Genomic DNA, 15,735 nt, shown 5'->3' with positions numbered 1-15,735 from the left:
ATACTCTTTTAATGTTGACATCTTCTGTCATGTTTTACAAATAAAACTATATTCCTCTAAAAAAATAAAAGACCAAGGTTACCCTTGGTCTTTTGTGATTATAAATCTTCTTCTGCTAAGAATGTGTTTAATACTTCTTCAATCATATCCCATTCTGCTTCTGTTTCGATTGGGTTTAATTGTCCTTCAGTACCATCTTCAGCTTCTACATATGAGAATGCTTGTAATTCTACTTCTTCACCTTCAGGAATTCCTGCTGGATAGCATAAAACATATGATTTATTGTAATCTTCTGATTCAAAAGTAAATAATACTTCGTGTAAAATTTCGTTTCCTTCTTCGTCAACGATTGTAATATGTTCGTGACCTTCATGTCCTTCTAAGTGATCATGTTCATGATCGTGTTCGTGATGTGAATGTTCTGTCATTTTCTTTCCTCTTTCTTTTATTGATTTCCATTTAAATCTAAATAGTTTTGTAAAATCATGACTGCTGCGAGCATATCAATGACTTGTTTTCTTTTTTTTCTTGAAACATTTCCTTCTTCTACAAGCATCCTTTCAGCTTGCATCGTAGTAAGGCGCTCATCATGAAAAACAATGGGAATTTGGAGTCTTTTCTCTAGACTTGCTCCATATCTTCGAGAAGCCTCTACTCTTGGCCCTTCCGTATTATTCATGTTCTTTGGTAGACCAATGACGATTTTTTCAACGCCATACTCTTCCACTAACTCGACAACACGTTTAAAGCCAAATTCAGAAGCATTTTCATTTATCGGAATCGTTTCAACTCCTTGAGCAGTCCACCCCATTAAATCACTAACGGCGACGCCCACAGTTTTACTTCCGACATCTAAGCCCATCAATCTCATATTAGGCATCTCTTCCTGTAGAACGAATATAATGTCTAATGAGTTCTTCCAAAATCTCATCTCTTTCGTGACGACGGATTAAATTTCGCGCATCTTTATGTCTAGGAATATACGCTGGATCCCCAGACAATAAATATCCTACAATTTGATTGATTGAACTATATCCTTTTTCATTCAACGCATCATACACGATAGTTAAAGTTTCTTGAACGCTTTTTTCATCCTTTTCATTAAACTTAAATAGGACTGTTTCATCTATTGAACTCATACTGACACCTCATTTCAATATATATACTTATATTACAAGATTTTCAGCAAAACTACAATCGATACTTACCGATTCTTAAACTTTTAGAAAGCCTTTCCTTTGCTTTCACAATAAAAACCTTCCTTAAAACTCGTTCATGAGCTTAAGGAAGGTTTCCTAATTTTGGTCTTATTTAGCTAAATATTCTTTAAGCAATTCGAATGCTTGTGGAATACCTGCAGGGTTCTTACCACCTGCTTGAGCCATATCAGGACGGCCTCCGCCTCCACCTTGGATAGCTGGAGCAATCGCCTTAATGATATCGCCTGCTTTTAATCCTTTTGCATTAGCATCTTTAGATACGGCTACTAAAAGATTGGCTTTATCCGCAGAAGCAGTACCTACTACGAAGATATCGCTCGCACCTTTTTGTCTCCAAGTATCTGCTAATTGACGTAATTCATCCATTTCTTTATTTTCTAGAGAAACGGTAATGAATGAAGTTCCGTTCACCTCTTCTACATTGTTGAAGACATCTGCGACTTCAGCTTTCATGATTTTAGCTTTCAGTTTCGCAATTTCACCATTGGCTTCTTTCAATTCTTGACCCAAAGTAGCCACACGTTCTACAACTGTATCTAATTGGATTGCTTTGACTTCAGCAGCCACTTGTTTTAATAGGTTTTCGTGATGGCTTAATAAGTCAAAAGCTTCTTTACTTGTGACAGCCTCGATACGACGAACGCCAGCACCGATACCAGATTCAGAAACAATCTTGAATAATCCGATTTCTTGAGTGTTCGCTACATGGATACCACCACAAAGTTCGATTGACCAATCGCCAATGTTGACCATACGAACTAAGTTGCCATATTTTTCACCAAAGAGTGCCATTGCCCCACGGCTCTTCGCATCTTCTAGTGTTGTTTCAACAGTCACTACTTCTAAACCAGCCCAGATTTTTTCGTTTACGATACGTTCCATTTCAGCTAATTCTTCAGCAGTTACTTGTCCAAAGTGACTGAAGTCGAAACGTAAACCAGTTGGAGTTACAAGAGAACCTGCTTGGTTTGCATGAGTTCCTAAAACATCTTTTAATGCTTGGTGTAATAAGTGAGTTGCTGTATGGTTTTTGATGATTTTTGCACGTTCAGAAGCATCAACCACTAATGTGTAAGTTGCATTTACTTGTAAGTCGCCTAACACTTCTACAGTGTGTAATGGTTGTCCATTAGGAGCTTTCTTCACTTGTAGAACATTAGCTACAACGGTACCGTTAGCATCTTGAATTGTACCGTGATCTGCTAATTGTCCACCCATTTCAGCATAGAAAGGTGTGCGGTCGAATACTAATTGAACATGTGCATCTTTATGTGCAGATTCTACTAATTCATCATCCACAACGATGGCTTTTAATACACCTTCTTCTGTTGTTGAAGCATATCCAACGAATTCACTTTCTACAGTGATTTCACGTAATACTGCAGATTGTACATTCATTGATGTTTCTGTATTACGAGCAGCACGCGCACGGTCTTTTTGCGCTTGCATTTCTGCTTGGAATCCTTCTTCATCGACTGTGAACCCATTGTCGCTAGCGTATTCTAATGTTAATTCATATGGGAATCCGTAAGTATCATATAGTTTGAACGCATTTTCGCCAGAAAGAGTTGTTTCATTAGAAGCTTTCATATCGGCAAAAATAGTTTCTAAGATTGCTAAACCGTCGTGAATAGTTTCTTGGAAACGATCCTCTTCGTTCGCAATCACTTTTTGGATGAATTCCATATTTTCAGTGACTTCTGGATAGTAGCTATGCATAATTTGAGCCACTGTTGGAACTAATTTTGTTAAGAATGAACCTTGAATCCCTAAACGTTGTCCATGCATTACAGAACGACGGATTAAACGACGAATGATATATCCACGACCTTCGTTTGAAGGAAGCGCACCATCGCCAATCGCAAAGCTTACCGCACGAATGTGGTCGGCAATCACTTTAAATGATACATCCGTTTCTTTAGACTCATTGTATTTCTTACCAGCGCTTAAGCTTTCTAATTGCTTAATAATTGGCATAAATAAGTCTGTTTCGAAGTTTGTTGGTGTGTCTTGGATAACAGAAACGACACGTTCAAGACCCATCCCCGTATCGACGTTCTTATGTGGTAATGGTGGATAAGTTCCGTCTGGCATATGGTTGAATTGAGAGAATACTAAGTTCCAAATTTCTAAGTAACGTTCGTTTTCTCCACCAGGATAGTTTTCTGGATCATCTTCTGCTAAGTTATTATATTTTTCTCCACGGTCGTAGAAAATCTCAGTATCCGGACCACATGGACCTGCACCGATATCCCAGAAGTTATCTTCTACTGGAATGATGTGATCTTCAGGAAGACCTACTTTATCCATCCACAATGCTTTTGTTTCTGGATCTTTTGGATAATAAGTTACGTATAGGCGGTCTGGATCAAGTCCTAGCCATTTTTCGCTTGTTAAGAATTCCCATGCCCATGGAATCACTTCTTCTTTGAAGTAATCCCCGATTGAGAAGTTCCCCATCATTTCGAATAATGTATGGTGACGAGCTGTGTGTCCTACGTTTTCAATATCGTTTGTACGAATACTCTTTTGAGCATTGGTAATACGTGGAACTTCTGGTGTTTCTGTTCCATCGAAGTATTTTTTAAGAGTGGCAACCCCTGAGTTAATCCATAATAATGTTGGATCATTTACAGGAATTAAGCTCGCACTTGGATGCACCTTATGTCCTTTTTCTTGGAAGAAATCAAGGTACATTTGACGAATTTCGCTACTTGATAATTTTTTCATCTTCATTCTCCTTCTTTTTGTAAATAAAAAAACTGCTCCATTGCTGCAAGGGCGTCCTACCGCGGTACCACCTTGCTTACAATGAAACAGCTGTTCATTCATCTCTAATTCCGATAACGCTGGAAGGGCGTTTGTATTTCTACAAAGTTTTCAATCGGGAGCACGATTTTGATGGCTATTTTCACCAGACAAGCCTCTCTAATAGGTAAAATCTCAATCCGACTGCTTACCTTTAGAAGTATACGAAAAGCGCCTTGTTTTGTCAACTATTGCAAGTCTTGTTACCTTTTTATCGGAATGCGTAAATAAACCTTTGTATACTCATTTGGTTTTGAGTCAATCGTCATCGTAAATGCTTCCCCAAAAAATAGTTTCAATCGTTCAGTGACATTCTTAATTCCAATACCACCAAGCTGTTTTGATGAAGTTTCTTTTCCACTCATTCCGACGCCATTATCGGCAATGCAAATTTCAATCCATTCATCAATCTTTAGAAGTGTAATATCAATTTGCCCTAGTCTATCGATTTCTTTAATTCCATGATAGATTGCATTTTCTACGAGAGGTTGAATAACAATTTTTGGAATCATAATCGGAGGAATTTCTTCTGAAAAATCGATTCGATAATTTAACTTATCGCCATATCTTTCCTTTTGAATAAATAAATATTGTCGTACATGCTCTATTTCTTGTTGTAATGTTACTAATTCATTTCCCGCATTCAGCGAAAGTCTAAAATAATTAGAGAGTGCTTTTGTAATTTCTACTACTTTTTTATGGTCTTGAAATTCAGCCATCCAAATAATAGTCTCCAAAGTATTATATAGAAAATGCGGATTAATTTGACTCGTTAATGCCTTTAATTCATAAACTCTGGTCAGTGCTTCTTGTTCTTTTTCATCCTGCATGAGTTTTTCAATTTTCTCTAACATTTGATTGAAACTAGCAGCCAACACTTGGAATTCTTGCGCACCGTTCTCCTGTGCTCGAATCGTAGTGTCTCCCTCTTCAACTTTCTTCATGACCTGGCCTAATTGTTTTACAGGAAGCAGTTGATAACGTATCAGAGCATAAATTCCAAACATACAAATCATTAAACTAACAATCCCAACAGCACTCACAATCGCAAGCAATTTGAACGACGTCTCTTTAAAACTACTAAACGAGCTTACCCCAACTAAGACCCAATCACCGTTTCCAATGGTACTCTTATGAACGAAGTAATCTTCAGAAACCATCGAATCCATCGGACTATTGGAGATATCTTGAACGGACATTTGTTTTTCTACCGACTCGAACACTTCAGAATCCGGATGATAAATAATTGTGCCATCTTTTTCAATGACAAAAGCATATCCATTTGTTCCTAAAGAAAGTTCTTTAACATACTTTTCTAATTCTTGATAATCTACATCTAAACGAATCACACCAAGATGTTGTCCATCTTCTCCTTTTATTTCCTGACTAATAGAAATAACCACTTGATTACTATTATTCTTCGTCGATTTGATAATAGGCGTGTTTGATTTTAGGATAGCTTCTTTATACCATCCTTGCGCCATCATATCTGTAGATGTTACCATCTCTTCGTCCATGCCAGTCTTTAAAATTCTACCATCCTTTGTCACAAACAGGATGGCTCTAAAGTCTGGATGACTCTTCAAAATAGTATCAAACAACTGATGAATTGCATCCTTGTTGTTTGTATGGTCGTTTTGGGCATAGGTTTGAATTTCTTTTGATTGGGCTAATGCTATTGAGGTTGATTTTAAATTACTAACATATTGCTCAATATATTTTGCACTCGTATCTATCTCATGAATCGTATGATCTTCCACTTCTCTATGAAACAGTTTACTACTTTGAACCCAATAGAAGCTACCAATGATGACTACAAGTACACATAGCATTAAACTCAGATATCCAAATAAACGTGTTGCTAAAGACTTTTTCCTCATATATTAGCTCCGTTTCTAAATTTTTTTGGAGTAACTCCCACTATTGATTTGAATCGGTAGGAAAAATAATTCATATCTTCAATCCCTACGGCTTCTGCTATCTCATAAATTTTCATATCGGTAGATAATAAAAGTCTTTTCGCCATTTGAATGCGCTGCTCTGTTACATATTCTTGGAAAGACTTACCAAGTTCTTTCTTTATAAGCATACTTAAATAATTCGAACTAAATCCTAATTGTTTTGCCAGTTCTACTAGAGATAATTCTGGATTAGATAATTGCTCTAAAATCAATTTTTCAAAGTGAACAGATTCAGATTGACTACTATTCTTACTGGCTAATTCTAATAGTCTTCTTTGTTTTTCTTCTTCATTCAATTTTGAGACAACTTTTATAAGCAAGGATTCAATTTCTGTTTTGGTAACAGGCTTTAGAATATAATCATCGACCCCTAATTTAACTGCTGATAGCAAGTAATCCACATAATCATATCCTGTTAAAAAGATAATTCTTAATTGTGGAAATTCAGCTCTTGCTAATTGAGCCAAAGTAATTCCATCCATTTTTGGCATATTAATATCCGTCAGCAAAATATCTGGCGCCAGCTCTTGAATCATTGCTATCGCCTGTTCCCCATTTTCGGCCTCTAGAACGCTTGATATCCCCAAACTTTCAAAATCAACAAGAGAAGCAATCCCTTTTCGGATAACCGGTTCATCTTCTACAATCAAGATTGAATACATAAAATCCCCTCCTGTTTCCATTATACTCTTTCATCTAACTTTTTCGAGTGAGTTTTGCATAAAAAAATGCTTTAAAAGAGAGAAATTCCCATCATTAACCCCTCTCCTCTAAAGCATCTATTTCTATTTAACAAAGTCTTTCAAATAACCATATCCTTTAGAATCCATTTCATCCAGAGGAATAAACTTAATGGAAGCACTATTAATACAGAATCGTAGTCCGCCTTTATCACTAGGGCCATCTTCAAACACGTGGCCTAAATGAGAATTTGCAATACGACTTCTTACCTCAACTCGTTTCATATTAAAACTATTATCTTCATGATAAGTAACTACTTCTGAAGAGATTGGTTTCGTGAAACTTGGCCATCCACATCCAGAATCAAATTTGTCTCGTGAAGAAAATAGCGGTTCTCCTGTCGCTACATCTACATAGATTCCTTTTTCATGATTATTCCAATATTGATTTGAAAATGCTAATTCTGTACGATTTTCTCTAGTTACAGCATATTGTTCCTTTGTCAATGTTTTCTTTAAAGTCTCCTCATCACGAAGTGGATACATATTCGCATCAATAACTGGATCATTTGCTTTTTTCACATCAATGTGACAATATCCATTTGGATGTTTCTTTAAGTAATCTTGATGGTAGTCTTCAGCAACTACGAAATGGCGTAGTTTTTCCGTTTCAACTGCTAATTTTTTTCCTAATTGTTCTTCCTTTTCTTTCATGACCTCCTGTATAATCTTACTATCGGCTTCATCTGTATAATAAATTCCTGTACGATATTGGCGGCCTACATCATTTCCTTGTTTATTCACTGAAAAAGGATCAATCACTCTAAAGTAATATAATAATAATTCTCTTAGGGAAACTTTATCCGCATCATAAGTTACATGAATTGTCTCAGCATGGTCTGTACTATGAATAAGTTGATAATTGGTTGTTTCTACATTCCCATTGGCGTAACCACTAACAACATCAATTACCCCATTAATTCTTGAAAAATATTCCTCAAGCCCCCAAAAACAGCCTCCTGCCAAATAAATTTCTTTCATATTTGTTGCCTCCTTTTTGGTATTGGATTTGTTTTCTTCTTTTTCAATCAGATTCGTGACCTTTTTTGAAATCGATTCTGATTCAGAAGAACTGACTACTGTATTGCCTTTACCAAAATACAAAGCTCCCGCTAATAAAATAATGAAGGCAAAGACTGAAATCATTAGTTTTTTATCCATTCTGCTTTCTCCTTTTCTAGAGTGTTTCTAAAGTCTTCACGATATCTTCATTCGTTACGTGACCTGGTTGAACTCTTACCACTTTTCCATTTGCATCAATAAAAGCTGAAGATGGGTACCCAACGATTCCTAATTTTTTTAAAAACTGGCCATTATTATCTACTAAAACTGGAAGTGTTTTATACTCCAACCCAGAAAACCATTCTTTAAAGTCGTCTAAATTTTTTTCACGATTCACACCTGGTGCAATAACAGTCAGAACGACTGCATATTTAGGAGGCATGTCCGCTAATTGATTGATATCAGCAAGTCCAGCTAAACAGATTGGGCACCATGAAGCCCAAAACTTCAAATAAACTTTTTTCCCTTTATAATCTGCTAGTGAAACTTCTTTCCCATCTAATGTTGTAAAGGTAGACTGTGTCATATCGTCCATTTCTCCCATCTTTTTGTCCATTTTTTCATCTTTTGAACTCATGTTATCCATTTTATCCATTTTTTCACCACTCATAGAGCTCATCATTTCAGTGGTTTCTTTCATGTCTTTTGTATCCATACCCATTTGTGAATTTTGACAAGCTCCTAAAAGCAATGTACTAAATAATGCAATCATCAATTTTGTTTTCATTTTCATTCCTCCTAATTTTTAATGGAAAACTTGTGACAGTTGAGAAAAGATAATTGATGCTCCCATAATAACAATCACGAGTCCTCCGATTTTTTTAAGTAATAATAATCGTTTTTTCGCAAGGTTGAACCATTTAAACGCTACGGTTGAAGCAGCTGATAAGATTAAAAACGGAATGGCCAAACCTAATATATATAAGCAAAGTAAGAAAATCCCATAGGTGATACTGGCTTGTTGAGTGGAAATAAGCGTTAAGACGGCACTTAGTACTGGTCCCACACAAGGTGTCCATCCGAAGCTGAAACTGAGTCCTAATAAGTAACTACTCCATAGCGATTTTTTATCTTTCACTTCAAACTGAACTGTTTTTTGTTTTTGTAAAAATAGTAGATGGAACAGTTCCATTTGGTGCAAGCCTAATAGCACAATCACGACTCCCAGTGTGATATTAAACCAAGGATTGTAAATCAGACTTCCTAATGCAGTTGCCGCAAATCCTAAGAAGAAAAAGACTGTTGAAATGCCAGCAATAAAGATGACTGTGCGAATCATTGGCTTCCAATATATCTCTAATCTCCCAATCTTCAGGCGAGGTCCGTCCTGTTCACTCATTAAAACACCAAAATAGACTGGAAACAGAGGTAGCACGCATGGAGAAAAAAACGAGAATAAGCCTGCTAAAAATACGCTCCCCCATAATACAAAATCCATAAAATCCCTCCTTCATTTGTAACTTTAGTATACTTCTGGAAGAATATTAAAAATATAGATTTTCCACACATAAAACTTGATTATGATACGATGATTCAAAAAAATACAAAAAAGCCACGTGAGCTTTCACTCACGTGGCTTAATCATTTATCTATTAGAAGAATAAACTATTATTCTTTTCTGATTGATAGTTTTGACGGACACGGTTACCAGCACCTGGTTCTACTTGTTCTAACGCTGACTCAATAATTTGTAATGATTCATCGTATTTGAATGTGTGGTTGAATAGGTCAAGTGCACGACCAATTGCAGTTTCGATTTCAGGATGTGATAAACGATAACGGTTGGCATGTTGTATCATATACTCCGTTAATTGAGCGTTGTCCACAATTTGCTCTGTAAGGATATCTAATTTTTCAACATCCTCTTCAATCACATTATTTGCAGCATTAATTTCACTCATATCTAACTTCACACGATTCATCTTTTGCCATAATTGCTCAATACGATTGCTTGTTGCAAAGAACAATTCTAAGTATTCTTTTGGAAGACCTGGTAAGTGGTATTTCTCAATCGTACGTTTCATATTACGTAAGTCTAATTCGAAGACATCTAATCCGTCACGAATTGCTTTTTCTTGGCTACGTAAATCAGATAAAGTATTTACTAAATCCGTTTGATCTTCATCAATACTATTTAATTTATCAAGGACGAGTTCGTAATGTTCTTTAACAACTGAGTAAGGCACTTGATGATTTTCCATCGCCTTGCTGTAGTATTGAATAGCTTCTTGTTCTTTTTCTAATTGTTCAGCAAATTCTTGAACACGAACAAACTCATTATTCGATAAAATATAATTTTGTGATACACGATCAACCTCGATATTCACATAACGGTTGCTTTGTAATACTTGGTTCAATCGTTTTTCAACTTGCGCTTTGTTTCGGTATACAAATTCACGTGCTTCAATTTCCGCTTCCATCACATCGTAAAGTTGGTCGATTTCACGAGCCACTTTATCTAATTGTTGACGAGCTTCCTCTAATTCTGTAGCAGCAATATGGTTACGGGCCACTTGAATCGTTTTTTCAATGCTCTCAATTTCATCAGGAATAGAAATCTTCGAGAATTGATAATGCTCTTCAACCATTCTCTTGTAGCCTTGTTTTAAATCTTCCACTTGCTCATTATAGACAGTATCGATTTCTTTTAAGAGTTGAGGAACTTGTTCCACGATGGATTCAAATTCTTTCATCTCTTTCTCAATACGTCCAAGTACTTCCTTAGCTTCTAAGTGATCTCCTTCGTTTGTTAAAGTATTAAACTTCGCGAAGTCTAACTCTAAGTATGCCAAACGTTTTTCTAAAGTCTCTAAGGCTTCTCCAAATGAAAAGCTATGTGCTAATAAATCTTTTCTCATTGAAGCATAGCGTTCTTGTAATAAATCTAACTCAGCTCTATTTTGCTTCTCACTATCTAATAATTTTTGTAATGCTGAATAAATTTTATCAACTTCCGCTTTTGTTTCTTCAATTAAGTTCTCAGCTTGTTGAGTAACTTGTCTCCCCTTAAAGAAGTTTAATTTTTGAATATATTGTTCTGCACTTACTAGAGCAGCTTCAATTTCAGGAAATCTAAAACGTGTGATTGTTTGCCAAGTCGCTTGCCATGTTTCGTAAGTTCTCTTTGTTTGACCTGTTAGATTTAGATTCTTCAAAGTATAGAAAGTATCCGCAATTGGCACTGCCATTAACTTATCTTTTTTCTCAGATAATTCCTCAATCACTTTATTTTGTTTTCTTGTTAAATAGATTGCTGTTCCATATACTGCAGCACCCAGTACTACAATCAGCACTAGAAAGATTATAAATCCCATGCTTTAGCCTCCAAAAATGAATAATTTACAGTTTTCACACATAATATCATTAGTAGTATAGCATGTTTTATAGCGATTTAGCAAAAACTTCAAGGTTTCAAAGGGATTTTTTTATAAATGATTAGTGTATTAATCGACCAGACTCCAAAGTATAGCGTTTATTGTACAAGTCGATATCTTTTGGTACTCTATGCGCTATCTCTACAAATGGAATATTATTCTTTTTAAGAAGTTCTCTAATCATCATCGTTGTATCCTCATCAATAGCAGATGAAAACTCATCTAATAACATCAATTGGTATTTTCTAAGTAATAGACGTGCTAGACAGATTCTAGCTTTTTCTCCTCCAGAAAGTGATTCATCAAGATTTAATTCTGCATTATGTAGCCCTATTCTTTCGACTAAGTAACCTAGCCCTACTTTTTGAATAACAGAGGTAACTTCACTATCCGAATACTCTTCTCCCAGAGAAATATTAAATTTTAACGACTCATAGAAAATCCTTGATTCCTGAGTAAAGAATCCAATGTGTTTCTTTAAATCATCTCCTGAAACTAATTGTCTCTGAATTCCATTATACTTTTGAACTCCATCTTTAGATACATAGAGTCCATATATTAATTCCAAGAGTGTAGATTTTCCAGAGCCTGATGGTCCCATAATCAGTACCCTATCATTCTCATTAATTTCTAAATCAATTTTGTCTAATATAGTCATTTTTTCAATTTGAACATTACACTGTTGTAACTCAATCGGAAATACGGTACTAATACTAGATTTACTTTCAGAATTATCACATTCAAACTCTGTATACTTTTCTACTCTTTCGATTACAGGAATGATTGAATTAAATCTTTGATAATAATCGATTGCATTGAGTAAAGGGCTAACAATACGATCGCTAGCTAAATAAATTGCAATAACTGTGGCTAATTTAGTCTCACCAATAATAACTAGATATACCCCAATAGCTAACGGCACAAATGAACTTAATCCTGAAAGTAAGTTTGCTAATAACTTCGATGTAAATCGTACATGATTCATTTGAAAATAGGCTTCTTCTGTTTGATTCAATGTTCCCATCAACTTATTCAAGAAGATTTTTTCTACAAAAAAGTTTTTAATAATTGGCTTACTTTTCAAATATTCTTGTTGTTGCAAGATACTTAATTGGTTCACTTCAGCCCATCTCTTTGAGTGCTTTCGAATTGATTTAGCAAATAATTTTGGGACTAATATCGGTAAGAACGATAACGTAATAAAGAGCGCTGCTAATTTTAAATCTATAGCAGATACATACAACAAGGTAACCAACGCAAAAACGAGGCAATAGAAAAATCCCATGACAGACTTGATGCCCTGTTCTTCTAATAGTTTTAATTCACTAAGCACTATTGACTCTACTTCCTGTTGGTTAAACTTTCCGTAAAAGAATGCTGTAATGATTTTTTCTTTAAGCGTTAATGTTAATTGTTTTATCATCCTTTGTTGAGAATCTTCCCATATAAATAATCCAAATCGAATAAGTGAATAACTAAGAACACCTATAATTGAAATTTTTACTAAATCCTCAACTTTTTGAGTGGATGAAACATCTATTAAGCCTGAAATAAAGGAAGGAATAATAATACCGTCTAAAGCTGTTAAAGACATACCAATAGCAATAAGTACTAAGTATTTGCGTGGTAACCACTCCAAAATTTTCTTCATATAATCCATCATTTCACTTCCCAACAAAAAAGATTCTAATCAAATTTATGCGTTATTCTTATACTCTCATCGACAGTTCATATTTATTATTAATTTCAGTATAGGCCATTTGTGAAAAAAATCAATATATTAGGAGGTGATATTCATGGAAAATAGACAACTGTTAGATTTACAAAAACTTGAGTTAGACTCAAGCCGTAATATTAATGTAAACAGTGAGGATAGTAGCTGTACATCTTGTGGAGCTAGTAGCTGTAATGCAGATCCAATACCAGTTAAATGATATTTTAAATAGATTAAACTTAGAACAAATATTATTTATTTGTTCTAAGTTTTTTTCTGTGAACTTTATTTCAATCGAAATTATATAAACCTCTCGTATGTTCACAATTTTCTTTTCCATATAATAGCTAGCTTAGTAGCAAGCAGGAGGAAAATTTTTTAAACCAACACAGACAATTTCTGTAGTAGGCTCTATACAATAATTACCCTAGTAATTCGTTAACTCTATCTTGGAATGCTTGATAATTATCCCCTGAATTTTCTAGTCTTACTTTTCGCTCATCTCCATTACCTCATTCACCTTAGATAAACTCTTGTGCAATTTCATCAATATTGACAATACATTCATCATATTATCCTAACACTAATCGATTAACGATATTCTGGATTTTTGAGCGTCATAACCTGCATTAGTTCGAAGTTCAATTCGTTCATTCCCATTCCCCCATCCCCCTTGTAATACTTCATTGGCAACTTTTTATCCATCAACTGAATAGTCAAGAGATCCATTAAATTTTCTTAAATACAGTAGATAATCAGTGATGATAGCGGTATAATTACTTTAAAAATTGTATAGGAGAACAATATCTATGAAAAAAATACACTCTATAAAAGAATTTGTTAGTTATTGTGTTGCATATCATTTTTTTTGGATAATATTATCGTTTATAGCTTTAGTAGTGGATCCCCCTAAACCTGATAATTATAATATTATGACTTCAGAATCGAACTTCATAATTCTTTTTTTCATTTTCAGTGGAATATACTTACTACCACTATTCCCACTAATTTCCATTAATAAACAAATTTCCACCGTAAAAATTTTACTCTCGTTCATGTTTATTTCTACAATCACATTTATGATGCTATACTTTCAGCAACATTACTTTGGTTCTTTTGAATCATATAGTATATTCTTAGAATATCTATTAATCCCAGCTTGGCAAACTCTAATTTTCTCTCTCGGTTTATATTTTATAAAAAATTAATCGAAGCTAATTTTCTTTCAATTAGCTTCGATTATTTTCAGTTATTACTTAATGCAGTGTAACAGATAGTTGGCAAATGATAGACATGCTTGCCATTGTTCTGCTTCATTCGCTCCTCCTGTCAAATTAAGTAATCCAAAAGAAATACGTTCAAATGCTCCTGTCATTTTTTTATAAATTGAATTTGAAAGAGTATTTAAATCAGAGTAATCCAATCCATCATTTTGATACTGCATGTAACGTTCTTTTTTAGTGAGATTACTATAATATTTAATCATTGTCTCACTTAGAATATGTGTACTAGGCCTCTTAGTACGCAATAATCGTGTAATACCAATGGCATCAGCATCGTCACACAAATCTGTATAGTTACAATTCACTCCATTATCTAGCTTGATATAAGTAGACGGAGCAGATTCATGCGCACCAATCACTGCATCTGAAACTTTCTTAAGACTTAAGTGACTATGCTTGCTCATATAATTATGAACATCAGCCATTCCAGTTGCTAAATCCCCTCCCCATCCTGTCCAGAATTTTGGAACTAAAGGGGTGATAAGATAGGCATATGCAGTAACTGATAGATGTGCAAAATCATTTAATCCGCCAATGCTATCTTTCACTTCAACTCGATTAGCGTCAATATATTTACTTAACTTACTTGAAAGTGCCGGATAGTTTTTATAAACAAATGTATAAAACATTTCTTTCGGTAATGCTACCGATAACTTCCAAGAATTTTGATTTAGGTAATATTTACCAAGATATCCCAAACACTCTCTTGCAATACTAGACTTCATTTGCACTTCCGATTCTCCTAACATTTGACTAAATGCAACATACGCATCCTCTAACTCCCTTACCAAGCTGATAACTTCAAATATTGAGTCATAGCCACTAGTATTTGGTTTTGGCGGTAATGAATACGTATAGGCTGTTGGTTTTGAATCTGAAGAAGATGTCCCATAATTAGTTGACGGATTATTCGCTTCAATACTAGTAGCTGTAATCACTTGTACACAACGGTTATACCAGTATTTGCGGTCAGCTAACCCATTGTAACCCCCATTCACCCTAAGTGTGATTCTATCGACACTTGCTCCCTCATCGCATAAGGCATTCATATTATTTCTGTGCCACCAAAATCCTGCACTGGTCCATGGATACTTACTTGCCACATAGTTTACCCCTTGTTGGACAATTTGTTGGTCACCCATGTAGTTTGCAAATTGTTGGTAGTTATATCGACCAGTCAACTGAATATAACCTCCACCTTTGAACTTAGGTCCATCACCAGGATAAATATTTCCAAGATCACTTCGTCCATTATAGGCTTCCCCACTGGCAATCTCTCTTGTATAGACACCTCCACCAGATTCATGACTGCATTGACTAATGAAGTGGCGAATCCGATTAACAGTATTAATTTGGAAGCGACGTAAGCAGCTATTCAAGTCAAGAAGCATCGAACTCGATACATTTGTCCATCCAATTTTTCGTAAGTCATTTTCGGTTACAAAGAATCCTTCCTCATTTAGAGGCAAGTTATCAGATGGATTGTATGTTGACTCCCCATAAGCACTACCTTGAATCGTCAGCACTTGTCCTACTTGAATCAAGTTAGGATTGCTAATACTGTTCAAGCGTT

General features: G+C 35.1%; 13 protein-coding genes and 2 pseudogenes. 1 reads left to right on the top strand and 14 read right to left on the bottom strand.

The window, feature by feature from the left end:
* Positions 1–98: 98 nt before the first annotated feature.
* The 11 genes from HMPREF3106_RS02335 to HMPREF3106_RS02285 all read right to left on the bottom strand — a co-directional run bounded on the left by HMPREF3106_RS02335 (position 99) and on the right by HMPREF3106_RS02285 (position 12,825).
* On the bottom strand, positions 99–428 hold the full coding sequence (locus HMPREF3106_RS02335) for a DUF1292 domain-containing protein (protein ID WP_005605104.1): 330 nt from the start codon (positions 426–428) through the stop codon (positions 99–101).
* 17 nt (positions 429–445) lie between these two features.
* Positions 446–871, bottom strand: coding sequence for a Holliday junction resolvase RuvX (gene ruvX / locus HMPREF3106_RS02330; protein ID WP_049554702.1), 426 nt, complete (start codon positions 869–871; stop codon positions 446–448).
* A 1-nt stretch (position 872) separates the two neighbouring features.
* Positions 873–1,139 carry an IreB family regulatory phosphoprotein gene (locus HMPREF3106_RS02325; RefSeq protein ID WP_005605102.1) on the bottom strand — a complete coding sequence of 89 codons (267 nt, stop codon included), beginning with the start codon at positions 1,137–1,139 and terminating at the stop codon, positions 873–875.
* Between the two features lie 168 nt (positions 1,140–1,307).
* A complete protein-coding gene (gene alaS, locus HMPREF3106_RS02320) occupies positions 1,308–3,950 on the bottom strand; it encodes an alanine--tRNA ligase (protein WP_070444221.1) in 2,643 nt (880 codons plus the stop codon).
* A 281-nt stretch (positions 3,951–4,231) separates the two neighbouring features.
* Complete coding sequence (locus tag HMPREF3106_RS02315) at positions 4,232–5,908, bottom strand: cache domain-containing sensor histidine kinase (RefSeq protein WP_070444219.1); 1,677 nt, start codon at positions 5,906–5,908, stop codon at positions 4,232–4,234.
* Entirely contained in the window at positions 5,905–6,651 is a 747-nt protein-coding gene (locus HMPREF3106_RS02310) for a response regulator transcription factor (protein WP_070444217.1), read from the bottom strand. Before HMPREF3106_RS02310 ends, HMPREF3106_RS02315 begins: the two co-directional genes overlap by 4 nt.
* A gap of 123 nt (positions 6,652–6,774) precedes the next feature.
* Entirely contained in the window at positions 6,775–7,890 is a 1,116-nt protein-coding gene (msrB, locus tag HMPREF3106_RS02305) for a peptide-methionine (R)-S-oxide reductase MsrB (RefSeq protein ID WP_070444215.1), read from the bottom strand.
* 16 nt (positions 7,891–7,906) lie between these two features.
* Entirely contained in the window at positions 7,907–8,518 is a 612-nt protein-coding gene (locus tag HMPREF3106_RS02300) for a redoxin family protein (RefSeq protein ID WP_083281581.1), read from the bottom strand.
* A gap of 18 nt (positions 8,519–8,536) precedes the next feature.
* Entirely contained in the window at positions 8,537–9,229 is a 693-nt protein-coding gene (locus HMPREF3106_RS02295) for a cytochrome c biogenesis CcdA family protein (protein WP_070444210.1), read from the bottom strand.
* Positions 9,230–9,383: 154 nt separating this feature from the next.
* Complete coding sequence (locus HMPREF3106_RS02290) at positions 9,384–11,105, bottom strand: septation ring formation regulator EzrA (RefSeq protein WP_070444208.1); 1,722 nt, start codon at positions 11,103–11,105, stop codon at positions 9,384–9,386.
* Between the two features lie 121 nt (positions 11,106–11,226).
* On the bottom strand, positions 11,227–12,825 hold the full coding sequence (locus HMPREF3106_RS02285; RefSeq protein WP_070444206.1) for an ATP-binding cassette domain-containing protein: 1,599 nt from the start codon (positions 12,823–12,825) through the stop codon (positions 11,227–11,229).
* Positions 12,826–12,961: 136 nt separating this feature from the next.
* Between HMPREF3106_RS02285 and HMPREF3106_RS09520 the strand changes: the two genes are divergently transcribed.
* Complete coding sequence (locus HMPREF3106_RS09520) at positions 12,962–13,099, top strand: hypothetical protein (protein ID WP_168160685.1); 138 nt, start codon at positions 12,962–12,964, stop codon at positions 13,097–13,099.
* A 202-nt stretch (positions 13,100–13,301) separates the two neighbouring features.
* On the opposite strand, the pseudogene HMPREF3106_RS09750 reads toward HMPREF3106_RS09520, so the two are convergent.
* The 3 genes and pseudogenes from HMPREF3106_RS09750 to HMPREF3106_RS09515 form a co-directional block, all read right to left on the bottom strand.
* Positions 13,302–13,379, bottom strand: a pseudogene (locus HMPREF3106_RS09750) (hypothetical protein); the annotation flags it as partial.
* 83 nt (positions 13,380–13,462) lie between these two features.
* A pseudogene (locus HMPREF3106_RS09745) lies at positions 13,463–13,534 on the bottom strand (hypothetical protein); the annotation flags it as partial.
* A 597-nt stretch (positions 13,535–14,131) separates the two neighbouring features.
* Positions 14,132–15,735: glycoside hydrolase family 19 protein (locus tag HMPREF3106_RS09515; protein ID WP_210384820.1), on the bottom strand; the 1,604-nt coding region annotated here is incomplete at its 5' end.

The organism is Granulicatella sp. HMSC31F03, from assembly GCF_001807725.1.
Lineage (GTDB): Bacteria > Bacillota > Bacilli > Lactobacillales > Aerococcaceae > Granulicatella > Granulicatella adiacens.
Note: the sequence above shows the minus strand (reverse complement) of the source record. Positions and strands in the feature narration are given on the sequence as shown.

Excerpts from the sequence above, each read along its gene's own strand:
- HMPREF3106_RS02335 (WP_005605104.1), bottom strand. The coding sequence starts at position 428 with ATGACAGAACATTCACATCACGAACACGATCATGAACATGATCACTTA.
- ruvX (WP_049554702.1), bottom strand. The coding sequence starts at position 871 with ATGAGATTGATGGGCTTAGATGTCGGAAGTAAAACTGTGGGCGTCGCC.
- HMPREF3106_RS02325 (WP_005605102.1), bottom strand. The coding sequence starts at position 1,139 with ATGAGTTCAATAGATGAAACAGTCCTATTTAAGTTTAATGAAAAGGAT.
- alaS (WP_070444221.1), bottom strand. The coding sequence starts at position 3,950 with ATGAAAAAATTATCAAGTAGCGAAATTCGTCAAATGTACCTTGATTTC.
- HMPREF3106_RS02315 (WP_070444219.1), bottom strand. The coding sequence starts at position 5,908 with ATGAGGAAAAAGTCTTTAGCAACACGTTTATTTGGATATCTGAGTTTA.
- HMPREF3106_RS02310 (WP_070444217.1), bottom strand. The coding sequence starts at position 6,651 with ATGTATTCAATCTTGATTGTAGAAGATGAACCGGTTATCCGAAAAGGG.
- msrB (WP_070444215.1), bottom strand. The coding sequence starts at position 7,890 with ATGGATAAAAAACTAATGATTTCAGTCTTTGCCTTCATTATTTTATTA.
- HMPREF3106_RS02300 (WP_083281581.1), bottom strand. The coding sequence starts at position 8,518 with ATGAAAACAAAATTGATGATTGCATTATTTAGTACATTGCTTTTAGGA.
- HMPREF3106_RS02295 (WP_070444210.1), bottom strand. The coding sequence starts at position 9,229 with ATGGATTTTGTATTATGGGGGAGCGTATTTTTAGCAGGCTTATTCTCG.
- HMPREF3106_RS02290 (WP_070444208.1), bottom strand. The coding sequence starts at position 11,105 with ATGGGATTTATAATCTTTCTAGTGCTGATTGTAGTACTGGGTGCTGCA.
- HMPREF3106_RS02285 (WP_070444206.1), bottom strand. The coding sequence starts at position 12,825 with ATGGATTATATGAAGAAAATTTTGGAGTGGTTACCACGCAAATACTTA.
- HMPREF3106_RS09520 (WP_168160685.1), top strand. The coding sequence starts at position 12,962 with ATGGAAAATAGACAACTGTTAGATTTACAAAAACTTGAGTTAGACTCA.